We start from the raw sequence: 19343 nt of genomic DNA on the forward strand, positions 1-19343 counted from the left end.
GTGTACTCGGCGCACACCCGTCCGAGATTGGTAGGTTTGGTCTTGATTGCCACACGCGCGGGTCGGGAGGGGATTCAGACATGGAGACCGACGTTCGACCAAATCTCGGCGAGGACGGAACACTGGTGATCCGTGCCAGAGGCGGTGAAGCCCGCGGGTATCCGGATGGCGGTGTGTTCGCGTGGAAGGGCATGCCCTACGCAGCAGCGCCGGTGGGTGCACGGAGGTTCCGCGCGCCGCAACCCGCAGAGCCGTGGGACGGGGTGCGCGACTGTCGTGAATTCGGGCCGATCGCGCCGCAAGGTCAGAGTCCGGCGGTTCCGATCGATCGGGCTTTCAAGATCGACGAGGACTGCTTGTCGATCAACGTCTGGGCCCCGCGACCCGACGGCACGCCTCGACCGGTGATGGTGTGGATTCACGGCGGCGCCTACTGCCTCGGGTCTGCCGCCCAAACGATCTACGACGGCCGTCATCTGGCTGAAACCGGTGACGTCGTTCTCGTCTCCTTCAACTATCGCGTCGGCGCACTGGGATTCTTGGACCTGTCCGCGTTTTCCACCGGGGATACCGTTTTCGAATCGAACTGTGGTCTGCGAGACCAGATTGCGGCGCTCGAATGGGTTCGAGACAACATCGACGCCTTCGGTGGTGACCCGAGTGCGGTGACCGTGTTCGGTGAGTCCTCAGGCGCAGGATCCATCACGACGCTCATGACCTGTCCGAGCGCCGAAGGTCTGTTCCATCGTGCGATTGCCCAGAGTCCTCCCGCGACCTCCGTCTACGGGGCCGAGCGCGCCAAGACCGTGGCAGAGCGGTTTCTCGAACTGCTCTCGATCGACCCTGAAGACGCAGGCGATCTGCTGACCACGGATCTCGAACTTCTCGTGAAGGCAAGCGATGACCTGGTCAACGAGATTCCGACACGGATTCCGGGAACTTTGGCAATGGCACCCGTCGTCGATCGAGATCTGGTGCCGCACTACCCGGTTGCGGCTTTCCAGAAGGGATACGCGCACCGAATCCCACTGATCATCGGTTCCAACAAGGACGAGGCGTCGATCTTCAAGTTCATGAAGTCGCCGCTGATGCCGGTGAGCGCGCAGTCCGTCGAGGCAATGCTCCAATTACTGGCGGACGATCACCCCGACATCTCCGCGACCAAACTTGCCGAGATCATGTCGGCCTACCCAGATCACGCGAAACCGAGTGGCGCGCTGGCGCTCTCACGGGACGCGGCGTTTCGCATGCCGACTCTGTGGATCGCCGACGCTCACTGCAGGCATTCCCCCACGTGGGTGTACCGCTTCGATCACGCGACGCCGATGCTCAAAGCCGCACGGATCGGCGCGGGTCACGCGACGGAATTACCTTATGTCTTCGGCAATTTCGGGACCCTGAACGTCGACCCCACATTCTGGCTGGGTGGGCGGAAGGCTGCGATGGAGGTGGCCGGCCGTATCCAACGGCGATGGCTGGCCTTCGCCAGGCATGCCGTGCCGGCAGCTCTCGACGGCTCGAAACATTGGGCGCCGTACGAGGAGGAGAAGCGGTCGACGCTGTTGATCGACTCGGCAGACACCCTCGTCAGCGACCCTGATCACGGACTGCGCGTCGCCTGGGGCAACGACGTGATGGGGTTCAACTGACGTCGGTCGAGTGCCGCGGACGATCCAGTTCGCGAAGCACCGGCAGGGAGGCACAGACCGCGGCGATCAGGATGATCGGAATCGACAGTGCCACAAAGGTCGACGCGATTCCGAGTTGATCGAGCAGAGGGCCGACCGCGAGGTAGCCGAGCGGACCGGCGGCGTAGGCCGTCGACGTCATGACACCGACGACGCGTCCGCGCATGTGCTCCGGGCTGTGCGTCTGCATGGCGTAGTTGGCGATCGGGCCGACTGGTCCGTAGACGAGACCCTGTAGTCCGGCGAGTACGAGGATCACCCACAGCGGAGGTAGAAGCGCCATGGCCAGCATCGCTATGCCGAGGACGGCGACAGCAAAAATCATGATCAGGCGCCGGGACATGATCGGTGCCAGCGGGGCGTAGGCGAGAGAGCCGATGATGCCGCCGATCGCCAATGCCATCAATACCGATCCGAGTTGGGCCGGTTGGTCCAACTCCGTGAAGTACACCGGGAACACGACGCTCTCCACCGGCATGTAGAGCGCGACGACGGCCATGTCGATCAGCGCCAGAGTGCGCAGCAGTCTGTTGTTCCAGACGAACCGAAGACCGTCGAGTGTGCCGTGCCAGATCGATTTCGGCCGATGCTCGTGTTCGGGCACTCCGGCGCCGGGAAGCCGGATGAAGGCGACCACGACGATCGAGAACACAAAACCTGCCGCAGTCACCCAGAGCGTGTTCACCGCTCCGATCGTTGCGATCAGGACACCGCCGATGCCAGGGCCGATCAGATATGCGACGTTGAAATTGGCCTCGTACACGCTGTTGGTTCGATCGAGCTTCCACTTGGCGGTCCGCGTTGCTGCGGGCAGCATCGACTCCCTCGCCGCCATTCCGGCGGGGTCGAACACGGCGCCGAGTGCGGCCAACGCCGCGATCACCGGGATCGTCAAGCCCGCGGTGGCCGCGATGATCGGAATCGCTGCAACGGACATCGCAGAGAGAGCGTCGGAAATCATCGACGTTCGACGACGTCCGAATTTGTCGACGAAGGTCCCTGAGAACAGGCTCGACACGAGTAGTGGAACGGCTGCTGCGCCGGCAACTATTGCCGCGTCGGTTGCCCTGCCGGTTCGTTCGAGAACAAGCCAGGGGAGCACGACGATGGCGATACCGTTGCCGATCGCCGAAAACAGCGTCGCGAGATTGACCAGGACGAGAGGGAGATAGCTGGGGGTAGCTACGTCCGTGGACGCAGGTGGACGCCGATCTGCTGAGGCGACCACGTTCTTTCCTTCCCCGAGACGGTGCCGCCTGGGATTTCGACGACGGCACCATCGACGCTAGCAGCGGGGTCTGCAGGTCCGCGAGTGATTTTTCGCGGAGCGTCCTCGTTCGGTTATGCCTGGTAAACGGGGTTCTCGGCAACAAACTTCTCGACGTACGAGCACGTCGGAAGGATCTTCAATCCCTCGTTCCGGGTCTGATCGAGCGCCTCACGCACCACGATGGCTGCAAGCCCGCGCCCACGAAACTGCGGATAGGTCACCGTGTGGTGGAAATCACGGACGCCGGAATGGTCCGAGTACTCGGCAAAACCGGCGAGCTCGCCGTCGACGCGGATCTCGAAGCGCGTTTCCGCGGGATTGTGCGCCACTGTCTCGGTCATCTTCGGGCTCCGTTTCGAAAGGGCGGCCGGCTGCGGCGCGCCGCGTCTGCGTTCTGTGGAGTCACGCTACCTGGCAGGCCGTCCGCAATATCGGTTGCCGCCGTGACTTCCGTTACTTAGCGCAACTACAACTGGACGACCGTTCAAGGGACCTTCGTCGCTGCGCGTAACGAACAAAACTGGTCTGTACGTGCCGATTTGCCCGAACTTTTGTGCCCACAATGGGTGATACATATGCATCGCGATCGTAAACATCCCAATATGTGGGACTCGTCACAAAGTTTTTTGTCATCTGTTCGGATGGATTAAGTGGAGGGCCTGAAACGGGCAAATTGCAGGTCAGCGGGGCGCTGATTGCGTGCCGGCGTAGGGTGCGAGCGCCCGGAAACCCCAGGGGTATTGCCTTGGTCATCAGATCGTTTCTCGGACGTGATCCCAAAGACCCGCTTGGGGGGTTAGCGTTTGAATCGTCGGGGATAGAAGAAGCGTTACAACTTCGCCAAAAAAACTTTGGCGCGGCTTCGCAACGGTTCGATTTCGAGTCTTCGTCGGACAACTTCGAGGAAGGAACGCACATGATTTTCGGGCAGCGTGAGTCGAACAGTTACTTTGCCGCAATTTTTTCGTACGACTTCCTTGACGAAGGTCTGGGATACGAGACCATCGCACGGATCCACCGGGGCGAGATCTGCGAGTGGATTCGCGACCTCGAGGCGTCCGGGTTGTTCTCGGCTGCGGAGGTCCATGCCGCTGAGCTGGCATGGCGCGAAAACCCACGCCTGCTCCTCGACGCCCTTCTCGAGGACGCCGACGAGGTCTCGGTCAAGCGCTGGGAGATTGCGTGGACGAGGCTCGAGCGTCAGTCGCCGGCAGCCGGAACCGCAGTGGCAGAGCACGGCTGATCCAGTCCGGCCGACGTGGACTGCTCAGTCTGCGTCACGATCAGCGTTCGACGACTATCGCCTCTTGATCGGTAAGCACGGTGAATTGCGCGCCCGCAGTGGTCAGCGCCGCAACCGTCCGCGCGGTCACCTGTGGATCTTCGAGTAGCGAATCGCCGCCGTGCGGCACTATCGCGAAGTCGATCAGCGCGAGCCCGGACCAGATCGGGTCGATACCGCACGTGGGCATGACTTCAGCGGGGTCGTCCGACGCGTCGAGCCCGATCAGAGTCGGAGTCGCCACGCACGCTCCCGCGCTGTATCCCGCATAGGCCACGACGCCTGAACGAACCAACATCTCGATGACCCGATCTGCGCCGCTTCGGGCTAACTGTGCACGCAGAACGAACGTATTTCCGCCGCGGACCCACAGGCAGTCGAATTCGCGAAGCCGGGCTTCGAGTGCTTCCGGTGCACCCGCGAAGTCGCGGACGTCCACTTCCTCTGCCGTGAAACCCGCTGCCCGTAGTGGGGTCAATTCGCTTGTCACTGCCGAACTGCGGGCATTGAGCGGCCACGAATCGGCAGCCGCAGCGATCACTGCGATGCGAGCGCCGCGGCCTACAAGATCGACAAAAGCCCCGCGGTGGTCGCCGAATCGGTAGGACGAGAGAAACAGTTTCACTTCTCAGTACCTTCGCGACCCTCGAACCCTTTGTGCCCTATCCACCCAACCCTCAAATCGTGAACGCCAGATTGTCGACGACGCGTGTGCCCACCGTGGTGTCACCGCAAAGCGAGATGTCGGTTCGGTGATCGGACGCGTGGACGCGTCCACCGGCAATTCGGGTGAAGAGTGGTGAGCTCATCGAGATTGTCGTGGTCGCCGGCCCGTCCAGCTCCGGGACGAGCGTTGCACGCGCATCAACCGAGACGTGAAGTGAACGGGCAAGTGGCCCTTCGAGTTCGAAAGTGATCCGTGCTCCCTCGGGCGCCTTTCCTCGTTTTCCGACGACGAAACCGAGCGCGCTGGTGATTTCGCCGAAGGCAGTCTCCGCGCGCAATCCGCCTTCCTCGCCCGGAATGCCGACAGCATCTCTGATGTCGAGTTCGTGCATCCAACAGTCGAAGGTCCGAATACGCATGAACCGGCCATAAGGCGCAAGACCGACCGGTGTCTGTGTCTCGGCGTCCCAGTCGGCGCCCGTCATCGAGCGAAGTGCCTCGGTTCGGCTGGCGGTGATATCGCGGTAGTTCGCCAACAGGTCCGCGTGCGGTGTCCGCCTCAGGCCTTCGACCCAGCGCTCGTTGAACGCCGCAATCTCGTTGCGGACGTGGGGCAATGCGTGGACGTCGAGGTCGATCGACGGTGGTTCGATACCGGAGAGCAGCGATTCCGTACCGATCAGATGCGACACGATGTCGTGAACCGTCCACCCCGGAAGGTTCGACGGTGCCAACCACTGGTCACCGTCGAGTTCGGCAAGCAGCGCGTCGATGACTCGCCATTCCTCCGTCAACGCGTCGACTACTGCGTCCTGGGGCCAACCACTCATGCGGACATCTCCTGTTTCGGACGGTTCGGTTCTCCTCACTGTATGTCGCGCCGGATAAGTGAGCGGGCATTCCCAGGCCTCGAGTCGGTGTCGCCAAACCTCCGAGGGAAGCAGAGTTCCTGTGGTAGACCAGGATTGTCGACGCCGAAGCAGGCTCACCCGGCGTTGTCGTCACCGACAGAGGAGTCTTCGTGTTTCCAGGAAATTTCGTCCAGTCCACGCCGGACAAGCCCGCCGTCATTCGCCCCGCGACGGGTGAGTCCATCACCTATCGGGAACTCGACGAACGGTCGACGCAGTTGGCGCGATACTTCCGAAGTGTCGGTGCCAAGCCTGGAGACCACGTCGCTCTCATCTCGAACAACGATCTCCGCGCGTTCGAGGTGTACTGGGCAGCGTTGAGATCCGGTCTCTACATCACTGCGGTGAACTGGCATCTCACGGCTGCGGAGGCCGCCTACATCGTCGACGACTGCGAGGCGACAATTCTGGTGGCGTCGGGGCAGGCGTCGGCAGCAGTTCCGTTGGACGAGAAGCTGATTCCACGTGTTCGCCATCGGCTGGTGTACGGGGGCGCTCTCGAGGGTTTCGACGACTACGAGGATGCGGTCGATGCTCAGTCCGCCGATCCACTCGACTCGCAGCCACGCGGGGCTGACATGCTGTACTCGTCCGGAACCACCGGCAGGCCCAAGGGAATCAAGGGAGATCTTCCGGAGGGTGAGGTGGACACCACCATGGATCCGTACACCGCGGTGTTCGCGCCGATGTACGGGTTCGATTCCGACACAGTCTATTTGTGCCCGGCTCCGGTCTATCATGCGGCGCCCCTGCGCTTTTGCGGCGTGATCAATTCGGTCGGCGGAACCGTGATCTTGATGGATGCATTCGAAGCCGAGACCGCGCTGGAGTTGATCGGTAAATACGCTGTGACGCACAGTCAGTGGGTACCGACGATGTTCGTTCGAATGTTGAAACTGCCGAAGGAGACCCGCGATCGTTACGACGTCTCGACGGTCAAAGTCGCCATCCACGCGGCTGCTCCCTGCCCGCCCGAAGTGAAGACGGCAATGATCGACTGGTGGGGTCCGGTGATCCACGAGTACTACGCCTCGACCGAGGGCTCGGGCGCCACTTTCATCAACAGCGAGCAGGCTTTGTCTCATCCGGGTTCCGTCGGTCGTGACGGTGTGATGGGGATCGTGCACATCTGTGCCGACGACGGGCGCGATCTTCCGGTCGGCGAGATCGGTACCGTGTTCTGGGAACGGGAGACTCTGCCGTTCCGCTACCACAACGATCCCGAGAAAACGGCCGCCGCGCAACATCCGGATCATCCGACGTGGACGACGAGTGGTGATATCGGCTATATCGATTCGGAGCGCTTTCTTTATCTGACCGACCGCGCGGCATTCACTATTATCTCTGGTGGCGTCAATATCTATCCGCAGGAGTCCGAGAACATCCTTACCTTGCATCCAAAGGTGTTCGACGTGGCGGTCATCGGTGTTCCCGACGAGGAAATGGGCGAGCAGGTCAAGGCGGTTGTCCAACTAGCGGACGGGATCGAGCCGAGTGCTCATGTCGCCGAGGAATTGCTGGAATATGTCCGCAGCCAGGTTGCACATTTCAAAGCTCCGCGAAGCATCGACTTTGCCGACGAATTGCCTAGGACCGCCACAGGAAAACTCGTGAAGCACAAGTTGCGGTCTCAATATGTGAGCAATTGACCTTCAGAGGAAATGCTAGGACATCAGAGTAATTCTGCGGGATAGTCGGCAAGGACCTGCGCGTGGCTGTATGGCAGGTCCTTGCTTGCTGTCAGTAGAACAACGGGTCGAGCATCCGATGCCGGTGCGATGCGTACTGCAGGTTTTCGCGTTTGACGCCGCGTGGCCAGAGTCGGTCGACGAGGAGTCGGACGGCGTTACATTCGGAAGTAGGTTCGTAAACTCGCTCGACCCTGATGATTCGGCGCGTCATTTTGATGCCTTTACGTCTTTCGGACGTTTCAAATAGTGGAATAGCCCGCCATTCGAGTGTGATCGGCCTCACAGTAGGCTTCTCCAACTAAGTCCAAACATACTGTTCGGACTCGATTCAGATGGAGAAAGTGCGTCGTCGGTTTCCCTACGCCGCGGTAACTCTGGCTACTATCAGTCACCATTCACCCAAAAGCGGGTCATCTTCCGCTCATCACATGCTGGTTGCCGCTCGTCGCAGCAGGCGAACCACCAACCGCAGAAGGTAATGGAAAATGGAAACATCGAAGAGCGCACAAGTGCGTCCGTCGGTCGGCGTCCCTCGAGAATCGAGTGACGGTGAGCGTCGGGTCGCGTTGGTGCCGAAAATTGTGTCCGCTTTGATCGGCAAGGGTGTCGACGTTGTCGTCGAGTCCGGGGCCGGTCTGGGGGCGTTGATTCCCGACGAGCTGTACACCGCTGCGGGCGCGAAGATCGGCGATCCGTGGACTGCTGACGTGGTGGTCAAGGTAGCGCCTCCGTCGACAGAGGAAATCGCCCGCATCAGCACCGGCGCGAAGCTCATCGGTTTCTTGAACCCGCGTAACGCAGACAATCGCATTGCAGAGTTGAAGGCCGCCGGCATCGAGGGATATGCCGTGGAGGCGATTCCCCGTATCTCCCGTGCGCAGGTGATGGACGCGTTGTCCTCGCAGGCGAACGTGTCCGGATACAAGGCTGTTCTGTTGGCGGCATCGGAGTCCACGCGGTTCTTCCCGATGCTCACCACCGCTGCAGGCACGGTGAAGCCTGCGACGGTTCTGGTGCTCGGAGTGGGTGTTGCAGGTCTGCAGGCGCTGGCGACAGCCAAGCGTCTCGGTGGCCGCGCTACCGGGTACGACGTGCGCCCTGAGGTCGCAGACCAGGTGCGCTCGGTGGGTGCACAGTGGCTCGACCTCGGAATCGACGCGGCGGGCGAGGGTGGATACGCCCGCGAGCTGACCGACGAGGAGCGCGCGAAGCAGCAGCAGGCACTCGAGGATGCGATCAAGGGCTTCGACGTCGTGATCACCACGGCTCTGGTTCCGGGTCGTCCCGCGCCGCGCCTGGTCACCGCCGCCGCGGTCGAAGGCATGAAGCCGGGCAGTGTCGTGGTCGACCTCGCGGGTGAAACCGGTGGTAACTGCGAGCTGACCGAGCCGGGCCAAACCGTCGTCAAGCACGGCGTGACCATTTGCTCTCCGCTGAATTTGCCGGCGTCCATGCCTGAGCATGCGTCCGAGTTGTACTCGAAGAACATTTCCGCGCTGATCGAACTGATGTTGGTGGAAGGTGCATTGGCGCCTGACTTCTCCGACGAGGTTCTGGCCGGTGCGTGCGTCACCCGTGAAGAGAAGGGCGCCTGATGTACACATCACTTCTGGCGAACATCGCGATCCTGGTGTTGTCCGGGTTCGTCGGTTTCGCTGTGATCTCCAAAGTTCCGAACACCCTGCACACCCCGCTGATGTCAGGCACGAACGCCATCCACGGCATCGTCGTCCTGGGTGCGTTGGTCGTCCTGGGCAAGGTGCACGATCCGTCGATCGGGTTGCAGATCATCTTGTTCGTCGCGCTCGTCTTCGGAACCGTGAACGTTGTCGGTGGGTTTGTGGTCACGGACCGCATGTTGGCGATGTTCAAGGCCAAGCCGGCCGCCAAGTCTGTGTCGAAGGATGGTGACCAGTAATGGAATACCTGGTCAATGCGCTCTACATTGTCGCGTTCTCGATGTTCATCTACGGCCTCATGGGTCTTACCGGCCCGAAGACAGCAGTCCGCGGCAACCAGATCGCCGCGGTCGGCATGCTCATCGCCGTCGTTGCAACTCTGATCTCCATTCGTGATGCGGAGATGGGTAACTGGATCCTCATCGCTGCCGGCCTGGTCATCGGTGTCGTGCTCGGTGTCCCGCCGGCGCTCCGCACCAAGATGACGGCCATGCCGCAGCTGGTCGCGCTCTTCAACGGCGTGGGTGGTGGCACCGTCGCGTTGATCGCGTACGCGGAATTCTTGGACTCGGACGGATTCACCGCATTCCAGCACGGCGAGTCGCCGACGGTGCACATCGTCATCGCTTCGCTCTTTGCTGCCGTGATCGGATCGATTTCCTTCTGGGGCAGCGTGATCGCGTTCCTGAAGCTGCAGGAAACTCTGCCTGGTCGTCCGATCGGAATCGGTAAGCTCCAGCAGCCGCTCAATGCGCTGCTGCTCATTGCCGCAGTCGCGTTCTCGGTGATCATCGGCATCAAGGCGATCTCGCCGGAAGGCCCGACCAGCTCACTGTGGATCGTCGGCGTCCTCGTGCTTTCGGGCATCCTCGGACTGATGGTCGTGCTGCCCATCGGCGGCGCGGATATGCCCGTCGTCATCTCGCTGCTCAACGCTCTGACCGGTTTGTCAGCTGCTGCTGCAGGTTTGGCGCTCAACAACCAGGCGATGATTGTCGCCGGCATGATCGTGGGTGCTTCGGGCACCATCTTGACCAACCTCATGGCCAAGGCCATGAACCGGTCCATCCCGGCCATCGTCGCCGGCGGCTTCGGTGGCGGCGGCGAAGCTGCATCCTCCGACGGCGTCGTGCGCACGGCAAAGGCGACCTCGGCCGCCGACGCGGCTATCCAGATGGCCTACGCCAACCAGGTCATCGTCGTACCGGGATACGGACTTGCGGTCGCGCAGGCTCAGCACGCCGTCAAGGACATGGCGAAGTTGCTCGAGTCGAAGGGCGTCGAGGTCAAGTACGCCATCCACCCGGTCGCCGGTCGCATGCCCGGTCACATGAACGTTCTTCTCGCAGAAGCGGATGTCTCGTACGACGCGATGAAGGAAATGGACGACATCAACGACGAGTTCTCTCGAACCGATGTCACCTTGGTGATCGGCGCGAACGACGTCACCAACCCGGCGGCGCGCAACGATCCGAGCTCACCGATTCACGGAATGCCGATCCTCAACGTCGACCAGTCGAAGTCCGTCATCGTGCTCAAGCGTTCGATGAACTCCGGTTTCGCCGGTATCGAGAACCCGCTCTTCTTCGCCGAGGGCACCTCGATGCTCTTCGGTGACGCCAAGAAGTCGGTCTCCGAGGTTACCGAGGAACTCAAGGCGCTGTAGCGCTGGAACTCGGAAGGGGCGTCCACTCGCAACCGCGAGTGGGCGCCTTTTTCGTGTTCTCACGCTGCAACGACTTCTTGTGCTGCAACGGCGTGTGCTGAAACGACAAAGGCGCCTGGTCCGAGACGAAACTCGGAACAGGCGCCTCTGGCGACGTTTTACGGGACCTCGGGGGTTTCGGGGTCGGAAGAGAAGCCGGAAAGTAGTTCGATCAACTTCTGGATCAGTTCGAGCGGGTTCAGATCTTCGAGGCTCACGGTAAAGACTCCTTCGCTGTGGAACTACTTGATTCGGACATTTCAGAACATACGTCATGCCCCGCCGTCGCGGGAGAGCTATCGGCGAAAATCTCTGGATACCAAAGATTTAGGACTAAAGTCGGATGCTCCGGTGCCTGGAGAACGCGATGGCTGCCGTATCCGGGCGTAGCTCTTCACGTTTCGCGGCGATGGGCGATCGTGCCATCAAAATAGCTGCGGCACAGGCCCATACCAGAGCGATCAGAACGCCGGCTATCACTCCGAAAAGGCCGCTCAGCTCGGCGGCTAGTGCGCTGGCACCGATCGCAGCAACTCCGACGAATCCGAGACCGGCGACCACCGAACGCCACTGCGGGGCGGAGATCAAGATCGCCGAGCAGTACAGCGCGGTCGCCGCTGCCACGTGACCGCTGGGCAACAGGTCCTGGGGCACATCGGGGAGCCAGGAACCGAATGCCGCGTTGGTGAGATTAGCGCCCATTCCGAGGAGCAGGATCGCGCCGATGCCGTACGGCAGTCCGCGGACCATCGAGACGACGGCCAGAGCGGTAGTGGCTGCGAGTACAGCGGTGACGTCGAATCGGCCTACCGTCCACTCGGCAAGTGCGCGCACCTGTTCCGGGACGTTCACGCCAGGCGAGGTGGGTCGCAAAATATACAAGGCGCCCAGCGCTACGACGGCGATCGCAGCAAGGACGAGGAAGCGAGTGGTTGTGGAGGGAGTGGGGTGCTGGGTGGAGGTCGAGACGGTCACGAGTACCAGCATCCCTGGTGAGTCTGTGCCGATCGTGAGGATCAGCTGTGAGGTCTGTAGGCGGTCGGAGAATCGCGCCGAACGACACCCGCACAACCCGCTGCGACCAGGACGCATGCAAACGGGATCAACATTGCTGTGGTGAGAGGCACAAGCGTGGTGACCCACCCGATGGTCGCCGGACCGGCGAGGAATCCGATGTATCCCATGCCGACGACGCGAGACATGTTGGTACCAGCCGAACCCGAGCCGAGATTTCCCGCGGTGGTGAAGATCTGCGGAATGCATCCCGACAGGCCGGCGCCGAACAGTGCCCAGCCGAGCAATGTCAGCGGTAGCCAGCCGGATACCACGACGGTCAGCATGCCGACGGACGACAGCAACGCGCCGTAGCGAACCACGGCCACCGGGCCGACCGCCGCGCTGATCCGATCCGCGGTGAACCGGCCGACGGTCATCATGGCCGAGAATGCACCGAACGACAGTGCAGCAACGGCATTCGAGACACCCAGATCTTCCTTGACCTGCAGCGCACTCCAGTCGTTCGCCACTCCCTCGGCGAGCATCAGAACAAAGGCGAGGGTTCCGAGAGCAAGCACGCGAGCCGAGAATCTGCCGTGTGTCTTTCCGGAAGTCGACTCGGTTTCGGTGTGCACGCCGAGGTGGGGGAGCAGGGGCCGTGAGCACAGCCAGACGGCCAGCAATCCGATTGCCGACGCGATGCCGAGTGTGACGTACGGCGGAAGATCCAGTGCGAGAGTGCCGAATCCGATGACGGAACCCAACACACCCCCGACGGAGAACATGCCGTGAAAGGCAGCCATGATCGGGCGTCGGTACAGCTGTTCGGCCTCGACGGCTTGTGAGTTCATCGAGACGTCCAATGCACCGTTCGCGAAGCCGAACACGACGAGTGCAGCGCCCAGTTGCCAGGTGTTCGTGGCAAACCCCGGGCCGAGAGTGGCGAATGCCAGCCCGCTACCCGCCAGGATGACCATGCGTCTGCTGCCGTATCGATCGGCGAGCGGGCCGCTCAATTGCATGCCGGCAATGGCTCCGACTGCAAGAAGGAGAAGAAGTGAGCCGAGCGTCGAGTGACTGATTCCGACTCGGTGTTCGATGGACGGGATGTGGACGACCCACATCGCGAGGAGAAATCCGTTGATACCGAAGATGCCGAAGATGCCGGCGCGGACGCGCACCAGGGCGGAGGTGGGGACTGCGCGGTCGGTGGGGTTGACGCTCACTCGTTCCTTTTTACAGGTGAGACAGCAACAGGTCCGGGTCGGCGAGCATCTCTGCGACAAATGAGAGGAATCTCGCGGCCTGCTCACCACTGAGCACCCGGTGGTCGAACGTCAACGTCAGTGTCACGACGCTCCGCACTTCGATCTTTCGCTCGATTACCCACGGACGCTCGCTCACTGCGCCCAGACAGAGGATGACGGCTTCTCCCGGGTTGAGGAGCGGAACGCCCCCGTCGACGCCGAAGATTCCGACGTTGGTGATCGTGATGGTGCCACCGGTCAAGTGATGGACATCAGTCACTCCCGCGCGGGCAGCGACGGTCAGTTCGGTGACCGCGCGTGCGAGTTGGACCAGGCTCAAGGTCTCGGCACTCTTGATGTTGGGCACGGACAGACCACGTTCGGAGGCGACGGCGATGCCGAGATTCACGTGATCGTCGACGACGGCGTCGCCGCGGGTCTCGTCCCAATGCGCGTTCACCGTGGGGTGCGCCGCGATTGCTGTCACCATTGACTTGGCCGCGAGAGTCAGCGGAGTGAGCGAAAGTCCGGTGAACGCGTCCGAGGAACGGAGCCTGCCGAGCAGTTCCATCGACGGCGTGACATCGACGGTGAGGAAGACGCTGGCCTGCGGAGCGCGGACGCTGGCAACCATCGCCGACGCCATCTGTTTCCGTATGCCGGACGAGGCCAGGCGTGTCGCGTCATCCGAAGGCGCCTTCACAGCAAGCACGTCTGCTACGTCAGCGGCCGTGACGGCGCCGTCGAATCCGCTGCCGGTGATTTCGCTCAGATCGATGCCGGCTTCGCGGGCCGCGCGCCGCGCCGAGGGTGTTGCGGGCCGACGCTCGATATTCGGCGCGGATAGTGAGTCCGGCGCGATCCTGCGCCGGCGCCGACTCGGTCTCTCGGCCGCGGGTCCGTACCCGACCAGCACACTCGGCGGCTGTGGATCATGTGGATCTTCAGAACCCTCGATACGGATGATCGGAGTACCGACCGGAACCGTGGTGCCAGGTTCGACGAGAAGTTCACTGACAACGCCGACATACGGTGACGGCAGTTCGACAAGAGCTTTGGCTGTCTCGACCTGGGCGAGAACTTGATTGAGTGCCACGGTGTCACCGACCCTGACCGTCCACTCGACCAGGTCGGCAGACGTCAGGCCCTCGCCGAGATCCGGCAACCGGAATTCGTGCGTCGTACTCATGCTGCCAGCGTTCGGTCGAGCGCTGCGAGGATCCGATCGGCGTCCGGAAGGTGGAATTGCTCGAGCTTGGCAGGCGGATAGGGGATGTCGAATCCGGTGACCCGACGGATCGGTGACTCCAACTGGTAGAAGCAGTGTTCCGCGACGTGTGCTGCGATTTCGGCGCCGACGCCGAGAAACTTCGGCGCCTCGTGGACGACGACCAGCCGGCCTGTCTTGTTCACCGACGCCTCGATCGTGTCGAAGTCGACGGGGGAGAGCGAACGCAGATCCACCACCTCAAGATCGCGGCCTTCGTCTTCGGCGATCCGTGCGGCGTCGAGTGCGGTGGCGACCATGGATCCGTACGCGACCACTGTCGCGTCGTTTCCCGAGCGGGCGACGCGGGCGCGGTGGAGCGGAAGCTCGGGCGCGGCATCGGTATTCACCTCGGCGGTGTCCCAGTAACGCCGTTTGGGTTCGAGGAAGATCACCGGGTCGTCGGCGGCAATCGATTGTCGGATCATGTGAAAACCGTCGACCGGATTGCTCGGGTACACCACCCGCAGTCCTGCGGTGTGAGCGAAGTAGGCTTCCGGCGACTCCGAATGATGTTCCACGGCACCGATTCCGCCGCCACTGGGAATCCGAATCGTCAGTGGCGCTGTCACGGCGCCCTGGGTGCGGTAGTGGATCTTTGCCACCTGCGAGACGATCTGGTCGAAAGCCGGGTAGACGAAACCGTCGAACTGGATCTCGCAGACCGGCCGGTACCCGCGCAGAGCCAAGCCGAAAGCCGTTCCCACAATCCCTGATTCGGCGAGCGGCATGTCGATCACCCGGGTATCGCCGAAATCTTTCTGCAGGGCGTCGGTAACCCGGAATACACCGCCGAGACGGCCGACGTCCTCGCCCATGATCACCACGCGACGATCGTCTTCGAGTGCGCGTCGCAGGCCGGTGTTGAGTGCGGTCACCAGATTCATGACGGTCATGACAGTGCCCCTTCCATGCTGCCGAGATACGCGCGATGCTCTGCACGTTCGGCGTCGATCAGTGGGTGTGCCTCGACGTAGACGTGATCGAAGAGCGCTGACGGGGGCGGATCGGCGAGCGCGATGGTTGCGCGTCGTAGTCCAGCTGCGACGTCGTCGGCGGCCGCCGAGATGGTAGTGAGTTCTTTCTCGCCGAGAAGGCCGCGTTGTTCCAGGAGCAGACGCACGCGCTCGAGCGGATCGCGGTTTCTCCACTCCGACATATCCGTATCGGCGCGGTACCTGCTCGGATCGTCGGACGTCGTGTGTGGGCCCATTCTGCAGGTGATCGCTTCGATGAACGTCGGGCCGCTGCCTTCCCGTGCGCGATTGAGCGCCCAGCGCGTGACTGCGAGAACGGCGAGGGCGTCGTTACCGTCGACGCGGATCGCCGGGATGCCGTAACCGATCGCCCGATGTGAGATGGGTGTGCGGGACTGCAGGGATACCGGTTCACTGATGGCCCACTGATTGTTCTGGCAGAAGAAGACAACGCCGGCACGGAAACTGGCAGCAAATCCCATCGCCTCGGCGATGTCGCCCTGACTCGAGGCGCCGTCACCGAAGTAGGCGATCGTCGCGATCTCGGCGCCGTCCAGATGTGCGCCCAATGCGTATCCGGTGGCGTGCAGCCCTTGAGAGCCGACGACGATCGCCGGATTGGTGACGTTGAATTGTTCTGGATCCCAACCGGAATGGGAGATTCCGCGCCACATCGTGGTCAGCAATTCGGGGGGAACTCCCCGGCAGTACGCGACGGCATGTTCGCGATAGCTGGTGAAGGCGAAGTCGTCGGAGGCAAGCGCTCTCGCGGAACCGACCTGCGCGGCCTCCTGGCCGAGCATCGGAGCCCACAAACCTATTTCGCCTTGACGCTGCAGGGCAACAGCTTCGGTGTCGATTCGGCGACTGACGACGAGATCGCGATACAACGACAGCAGTTCTTCAGGCCCGATGTCTGTTATCAGACGGTCGAATTCGGGCCGGCACACTCGTGCGCCGTTCGGTTGGATGAGTTGGACCGGATAATCGAGGTTGTCGATCATCTTCGCTCACCTCGGTTTCTGCTCATGCCCGGCGCGCCTCGTGAGTACGCCGCACAATCCCGATGTGTTGTATGCAGTTGTCGCTCTACCATCAGGATCCCCCTGATTGGGAAATCCGCAAGTATTTTCACTGCCGTATCAAGACCTGGACTGAGAACTGGCGAGTAACAAACGTGTCGGTACGCCCAACCGATCCGGTGTCAACCGCTAGCATCGGTGCGGTGACTGCAGTCGGTTTGAACGAAGAAGCTGTTTCCGCGTGGATCGCCGAACTGGGGGTCGGCGCCACGACACCACTGACTTTCGAGAGGATCGGTAACGGGCAATCGAATCTGACCTACTCCGTGACGGATGCGGGCGGAGGACGGTGGGTACTGCGCAGACCTCCGCTGGGCACGTTGTTGGCGTCGGCGCACGACGTCGTTCGTGAGCACCGCATTCTGTCCTCGCTCCAGGGAACCAAGGTTCCGGTTCCCAAAATCCTCGGTATCACGGAAGACCCGGAGATAACGGACGCTCCGCTGGTCCTGATGAGCTACATCGACGGCATTGTGATCGACGGTGTCCCGGTGGCTCAGAAGTTGACCGAGGACGAGCGTCGTGCGGTCGGACTGGCGATGCCGAAAACCCTCGCGAGCATCCACGGGGTCGACCTCGAAGAGACCGGCCTCGAGGATCTGGCCAGCCGAAAGCCCTTTGCCGAGCGTCAGCTCAAACGGTGGTCGGCGCAGTGGGAGAAGTCGAAGACCCGCGATGTTCCGGACGTCGACCGGTTGGCCGAGATTCTGCACCGAAACATTCCGGAACAGAACGAAGTGACCTTGGTTCACGGCGACTTCCACCTCAACAACGTCATCACCGATCCGGTCGAGGGGCGCATCGTTGCCGTCGTCGACTGGGAGCTGTGCACGTTGGGGGAGCCGCTCGCGGATCTCGGTGCACTGCTCGCGTACTGGCCGGAAGCCGGTGACAAAGTTGCCGGTCCGTTCATGGCGTCCACGCTGGAGGGCTTTCCGAACCGCGAGGAGCTGGTCGCGGCCTACGTCGAGGCGACGGGCCGCGACGTGTCAGCCGTCGGATACTGGCACGTACTCGCGCTGTGGAAGCTCTCGATCATCGCCGAGGGCGTGCTGCGACGCATCCTCGACGATCCGCGCAACAAGGCCGAGCACGGCGGCCCGACGGTCGCGCTGATCGACGGAATCGTTGCACGCGCCGTCCTGACGGCAGATCAGCTCGGTCTGAGCTAGTTTTCGGTCAAGGTCCCGGCTGCCGATCTGATGGCGGCCGGGATCTCCACCGGCTTACGGGTGTCGGCGTCGACGTAGACGTGGACGAAGCGTCCGGTGGCGGCGGGTTCCCAATTGCCATCGTCGACCTCGTGGAATATCGCCAGGGCGTAGACGATGCTCTTGGTGCCGAGTTTCTCGACGGAGATACCCACCTGCAACTGCTCGGGGAACGACAGTTCGCTCAGGTACCGGCACGACGTCTCGGCGACGACGCCGATGGCAGGCAGATTGCGGATGTCGGTTCCGGTGGAAGACATCAGCCAGGCGTTGACCGCGGTGTCGAAGTACGAGTAGTAGGTCACGTTGTTGACGTGGCCGTAGTGATCGTTGTCGTCCCACCGCGTCGGGACGGGCCAGAGAATGGGAAACTCGCTGATCGACGGGGGCGTTTGCGCTGTGCTCACGGCTTCGACTGTAGTGACGACTTTCGCGAGAGTGAGGGCAGGGTGGTGCCCTGCAGGACGGCACGCACGATCAGTCCCACCAACAGTGCCCAGAATGCCGAACCGATTCCCAGGATACCGACCCCAGATGCGGCGATCAGAAACGTGACCACGGCACCTTCACGTTCACTCGCCTCGCTCAGCGCCGATGTGAGGGCGCCGGCAAGAGTTGCCAGGAGCGCCAGTCCGGCAACAGTTTCCACGACTCCGGCTGGAGCGGCGGCTACCAGAGCGGCCACGGCGGCCGCGCCGGCAGCGAGAACGAGATAGGCCCAGCCTGCGGTGAAGGCAGCGATCCATCGACGTTTGGGATCCGGATGTGCGGTGGGGGCGGCGGCCAGGGCTGCGCTGATCGCCGCGAGGTTGATCGCATGGCCACCGGCCGGAGCGCCGACGATGGTGCCGATACCCGTCACGATCATCGACGGCCGCCAGGGAACGGTGTAGCCGAACGAATTCATCACGGCCACACCGGGAATGTTCTGCGAAGCCATCGTGACGATGTAGAGCGGAATCGCAATGCCGATCATCGCCTGCCAGGTCCACGACGGCGCGGTGAGATCGATGCGGGGAATCATGGCGCCGGCGTCGAGCACTCGATCCGACGTGACGAGGCTGATCCCGATCACGACCGCTGCGGTGAGAAACGCGAGCGGAACCGCCCATCGCTTGGAGAAGCGCTGCGCCGCAAGCCAAACCAGGATGACCGGCGCGACTGCTGCCGGTGCGTCCCGGACGGCGATGATCGGCGCCAGGCACAACGGCATCAGAACTCCGGCGAGCATCGCCTGCGCGAGGGGCGTCGGGATTGCCGAGATGACCCTTCCGAGCGTCGGCCACAGTCCGGTCAGCACGATCGCGATTCCGACGACGATGAATGCTCCGACCGCGGCCGGCCACCCACCCTCGACGGCTCCGGCGCCGGCGAGCAGAGCGGCACCGGGCGTCGACCAGGCCAGGGTGATCGGCATCCGGTACCGGCGTGAGAGCCAGAGCATTCCCAACGCTTGGGTCACACACAGAACCAGCAGTCCGGACGCCGCCTCGGTCGCGTCCGCGCCGACAGCGGCGAGGCCGGTGAGGACCACCGCGAACGAACTGGTGAAGCCGACGAGGGCCGTGACGATGCCTGCGCTCATCGGTTGCGAGTTGCTACGAACGGCTTCCGGTTCGGTGGTTTCTGTGGAGTCCGACATGGTCAGTGATTCTGCCCGACCCGCTCGGG

19 protein-coding genes are annotated in these 19343 nt (G+C 62.4%); 7 read left to right on the top strand and 12 right to left on the bottom strand.

What is annotated here, in order from left to right; genetic code table 11:
- Positions 1 to 80: 80 nt before the first annotated feature.
- The gene (locus tag ABWI03_RS23550) at positions 81 to 1649 is read left to right on the top strand and encodes a carboxylesterase/lipase family protein (RefSeq protein WP_095971533.1); all 1569 of its coding nucleotides are present in this window, start codon (positions 81 to 83) and stop codon (positions 1647 to 1649) included.
- Here ABWI03_RS23550 and ABWI03_RS23555 read toward each other — a convergent pair.
- Both ABWI03_RS23555 and ABWI03_RS23560 read right to left on the bottom strand, forming a co-directional pair.
- Positions 1642 to 2844: an MFS transporter gene (locus ABWI03_RS23555; RefSeq protein ID WP_296555793.1), complete on the bottom strand. Its 1203-nt coding sequence runs from the start codon at positions 2842 to 2844 to the stop codon at positions 1642 to 1644. The two genes, ABWI03_RS23550 and ABWI03_RS23555, sit on opposite strands and share 8 nt — an antisense overlap.
- Before the next feature lie 185 nt (positions 2845 to 3029).
- On the bottom strand, positions 3030 to 3299 hold the full coding sequence (locus ABWI03_RS23560; protein ID WP_007726096.1) for a GNAT family N-acetyltransferase: 270 nt from the start codon (positions 3297 to 3299) through the stop codon (positions 3030 to 3032).
- Positions 3300 to 3874: 575 nt separating this feature from the next.
- Here ABWI03_RS23560 and ABWI03_RS23565 point away from each other — a divergent pair.
- Positions 3875 to 4201: a hypothetical protein gene (locus tag ABWI03_RS23565; RefSeq protein ID WP_003941297.1), complete on the top strand. Its 327-nt coding sequence runs from the start codon at positions 3875 to 3877 to the stop codon at positions 4199 to 4201.
- A gap of 40 nt (positions 4202 to 4241) precedes the next feature.
- Here ABWI03_RS23565 and ABWI03_RS23570 read toward each other — a convergent pair whose 3' ends face one another.
- A complete protein-coding gene (locus ABWI03_RS23570; protein ID WP_235169795.1) occupies positions 4242 to 4865 on the bottom strand; it encodes a Type 1 glutamine amidotransferase-like domain-containing protein in 624 nt (207 codons plus the stop codon).
- A 52-nt stretch (positions 4866 to 4917) separates the two neighbouring features.
- Positions 4918 to 5736, bottom strand: coding sequence for a maleylpyruvate isomerase family mycothiol-dependent enzyme (locus tag ABWI03_RS23575; RefSeq protein ID WP_298773057.1), 819 nt, complete (start codon positions 5734 to 5736; stop codon positions 4918 to 4920).
- 191 nt (positions 5737 to 5927) lie between these two features.
- On the opposite strand from ABWI03_RS23575, the gene ABWI03_RS23580 reads away from it, so the two are divergent.
- Positions 5928 to 7466 carry an AMP-binding protein gene (locus ABWI03_RS23580; protein ID WP_124569506.1) on the top strand — a complete coding sequence of 513 codons (1539 nt, stop codon included), beginning with the start codon at positions 5928 to 5930 and terminating at the stop codon, positions 7464 to 7466.
- Between the two features lie 91 nt (positions 7467 to 7557).
- Here the strand turns inward: ABWI03_RS23580 and ABWI03_RS23585 are convergent, their stop codons facing one another.
- Positions 7558 to 7719: a DUF488 family protein, N3 subclade gene (locus tag ABWI03_RS23585; RefSeq protein ID WP_296555776.1), complete on the bottom strand. Its 162-nt coding sequence runs from the start codon at positions 7717 to 7719 to the stop codon at positions 7558 to 7560.
- 274 nt (positions 7720 to 7993) lie between these two features.
- On the opposite strand from ABWI03_RS23585, the gene ABWI03_RS23590 reads away from it, so the two are divergent.
- From ABWI03_RS23590 to ABWI03_RS23600, 3 genes are read left to right on the top strand one after another with little or no spacing between them, the layout of a single operon-like run.
- Entirely contained in the window at positions 7994 to 9103 is a 1110-nt protein-coding gene (locus ABWI03_RS23590; protein WP_095971538.1) for a Re/Si-specific NAD(P)(+) transhydrogenase subunit alpha, read from the top strand.
- The gene (locus tag ABWI03_RS23595; RefSeq protein ID WP_003941319.1) at positions 9103 to 9426 is read left to right on the top strand and encodes an NAD(P) transhydrogenase subunit alpha part 2; all 324 of its coding nucleotides are present in this window, start codon (positions 9103 to 9105) and stop codon (positions 9424 to 9426) included. The genes ABWI03_RS23590 and ABWI03_RS23595 overlap by 1 nt, the downstream gene beginning before the upstream one ends.
- On the top strand, positions 9426 to 10853 hold the full coding sequence (locus ABWI03_RS23600; RefSeq protein WP_298773060.1) for an NAD(P)(+) transhydrogenase (Re/Si-specific) subunit beta: 1428 nt from the start codon (positions 9426 to 9428) through the stop codon (positions 10851 to 10853). The genes ABWI03_RS23595 and ABWI03_RS23600 overlap by 1 nt, the downstream gene beginning before the upstream one ends.
- Positions 10854 to 11225: 372 nt before the next feature.
- Here the strand turns inward: ABWI03_RS23600 and ABWI03_RS23605 are convergent, their stop codons facing one another.
- From ABWI03_RS23605 to pdhA, 5 genes are read right to left on the bottom strand one after another with little or no spacing between them, the layout of a single operon-like run.
- Positions 11226 to 11879, bottom strand: a complete 654-nt coding sequence (locus ABWI03_RS23605) for a hypothetical protein (RefSeq protein WP_353798888.1) — start codon at positions 11877 to 11879, stop codon at positions 11226 to 11228.
- A gap of 29 nt (positions 11880 to 11908) precedes the next feature.
- Positions 11909 to 13114 carry an MFS transporter gene (locus tag ABWI03_RS23610; RefSeq protein WP_298773062.1) on the bottom strand — a complete coding sequence of 402 codons (1206 nt, stop codon included), beginning with the start codon at positions 13112 to 13114 and terminating at the stop codon, positions 11909 to 11911.
- 10 nt (positions 13115 to 13124) lie between these two features.
- Positions 13125 to 14324, bottom strand: a complete 1200-nt coding sequence (locus ABWI03_RS23615; RefSeq protein ID WP_298773063.1) for a dihydrolipoamide acetyltransferase family protein — start codon at positions 14322 to 14324, stop codon at positions 13125 to 13127.
- Positions 14321 to 15298 (bottom strand): alpha-ketoacid dehydrogenase subunit beta, encoded by a 978-nt coding sequence (locus ABWI03_RS23620; protein WP_235169788.1) that lies wholly within the window; start codon positions 15296 to 15298, stop codon positions 14321 to 14323. The genes ABWI03_RS23615 and ABWI03_RS23620 overlap by 4 nt, the downstream gene beginning before the upstream one ends.
- The gene (gene pdhA / locus ABWI03_RS23625) at positions 15295 to 16383 is read right to left on the bottom strand and encodes a pyruvate dehydrogenase (acetyl-transferring) E1 component subunit alpha (RefSeq protein WP_298773066.1); all 1089 of its coding nucleotides are present in this window, start codon (positions 16381 to 16383) and stop codon (positions 15295 to 15297) included. Before pdhA ends, ABWI03_RS23620 begins: the two co-directional genes overlap by 4 nt.
- Positions 16384 to 16604: 221 nt before the next feature.
- Between pdhA and ABWI03_RS23630 the strand changes: the two genes are divergently transcribed.
- Positions 16605 to 17633: a phosphotransferase family protein gene (locus tag ABWI03_RS23630; protein ID WP_095971619.1), complete on the top strand. Its 1029-nt coding sequence runs from the start codon at positions 16605 to 16607 to the stop codon at positions 17631 to 17633.
- Here the strand turns inward: ABWI03_RS23630 and ABWI03_RS23635 are convergent.
- Together ABWI03_RS23635 and ABWI03_RS23640 are read right to left on the bottom strand one after the other, a co-directional pair.
- Positions 17630 to 18079, bottom strand: coding sequence for an acyl-CoA thioesterase (locus ABWI03_RS23635; protein ID WP_298773069.1), 450 nt, complete (start codon positions 18077 to 18079; stop codon positions 17630 to 17632). The genes ABWI03_RS23630 and ABWI03_RS23635 overlap by 4 nt on opposite strands.
- Positions 18076 to 19314, bottom strand: coding sequence for a benzoate/H(+) symporter BenE family transporter (locus ABWI03_RS23640; RefSeq protein ID WP_298773071.1), 1239 nt, complete (start codon positions 19312 to 19314; stop codon positions 18076 to 18078). Before ABWI03_RS23640 ends, ABWI03_RS23635 begins: the two co-directional genes overlap by 4 nt.
- Between the last annotated feature and the right edge of the window lie 29 nt (positions 19315 to 19343).

It is taken from the genome of Rhodococcus baikonurensis, from assembly GCF_040489275.1.
Taxonomy (GTDB): domain Bacteria; phylum Actinomycetota; class Actinomycetes; order Mycobacteriales; family Mycobacteriaceae; genus Rhodococcus_F; species Rhodococcus_F baikonurensis.

Coding starts and splice junctions, on each gene's coding strand:
- ABWI03_RS23550 (WP_095971533.1), top strand. CDS start 81: ATGGAGACCGACGTTCGACCAAATCTCGGCGAGGACGGAACACTGGTG.
- ABWI03_RS23560 (WP_007726096.1), bottom strand. CDS start 3,299: ATGACCGAGACAGTGGCGCACAATCCCGCGGAAACGCGCTTCGAGATC.
- ABWI03_RS23565 (WP_003941297.1), top strand. CDS start 3,875: ATGATTTTCGGGCAGCGTGAGTCGAACAGTTACTTTGCCGCAATTTTT.
- ABWI03_RS23575 (WP_298773057.1), bottom strand. CDS start 5,736: ATGAGTGGTTGGCCCCAGGACGCAGTAGTCGACGCGTTGACGGAGGAA.
- ABWI03_RS23585 (WP_296555776.1), bottom strand. CDS start 7,719: ATGACGCGCCGAATCATCAGGGTCGAGCGAGTTTACGAACCTACTTCC.
- ABWI03_RS23590 (WP_095971538.1), top strand. CDS start 7,994: ATGGAAACATCGAAGAGCGCACAAGTGCGTCCGTCGGTCGGCGTCCCT.
- ABWI03_RS23595 (WP_003941319.1), top strand. CDS start 9,103: ATGTACACATCACTTCTGGCGAACATCGCGATCCTGGTGTTGTCCGGG.
- ABWI03_RS23600 (WP_298773060.1), top strand. CDS start 9,426: ATGGAATACCTGGTCAATGCGCTCTACATTGTCGCGTTCTCGATGTTC.
- ABWI03_RS23605 (WP_353798888.1), bottom strand. CDS start 11,879: ATGCTGGTACTCGTGACCGTCTCGACCTCCACCCAGCACCCCACTCCC.
- ABWI03_RS23615 (WP_298773063.1), bottom strand. CDS start 14,324: ATGAGTACGACGCACGAATTCCGGTTGCCGGATCTCGGCGAGGGCCTG.
- ABWI03_RS23620 (WP_235169788.1), bottom strand. CDS start 15,298: ATGACCGTCATGAATCTGGTGACCGCACTCAACACCGGCCTGCGACGC.
- pdhA (WP_298773066.1), bottom strand. CDS start 16,383: ATGATCGACAACCTCGATTATCCGGTCCAACTCATCCAACCGAACGGC.
- ABWI03_RS23640 (WP_298773071.1), bottom strand. CDS start 19,314: ATGTCGGACTCCACAGAAACCACCGAACCGGAAGCCGTTCGTAGCAAC.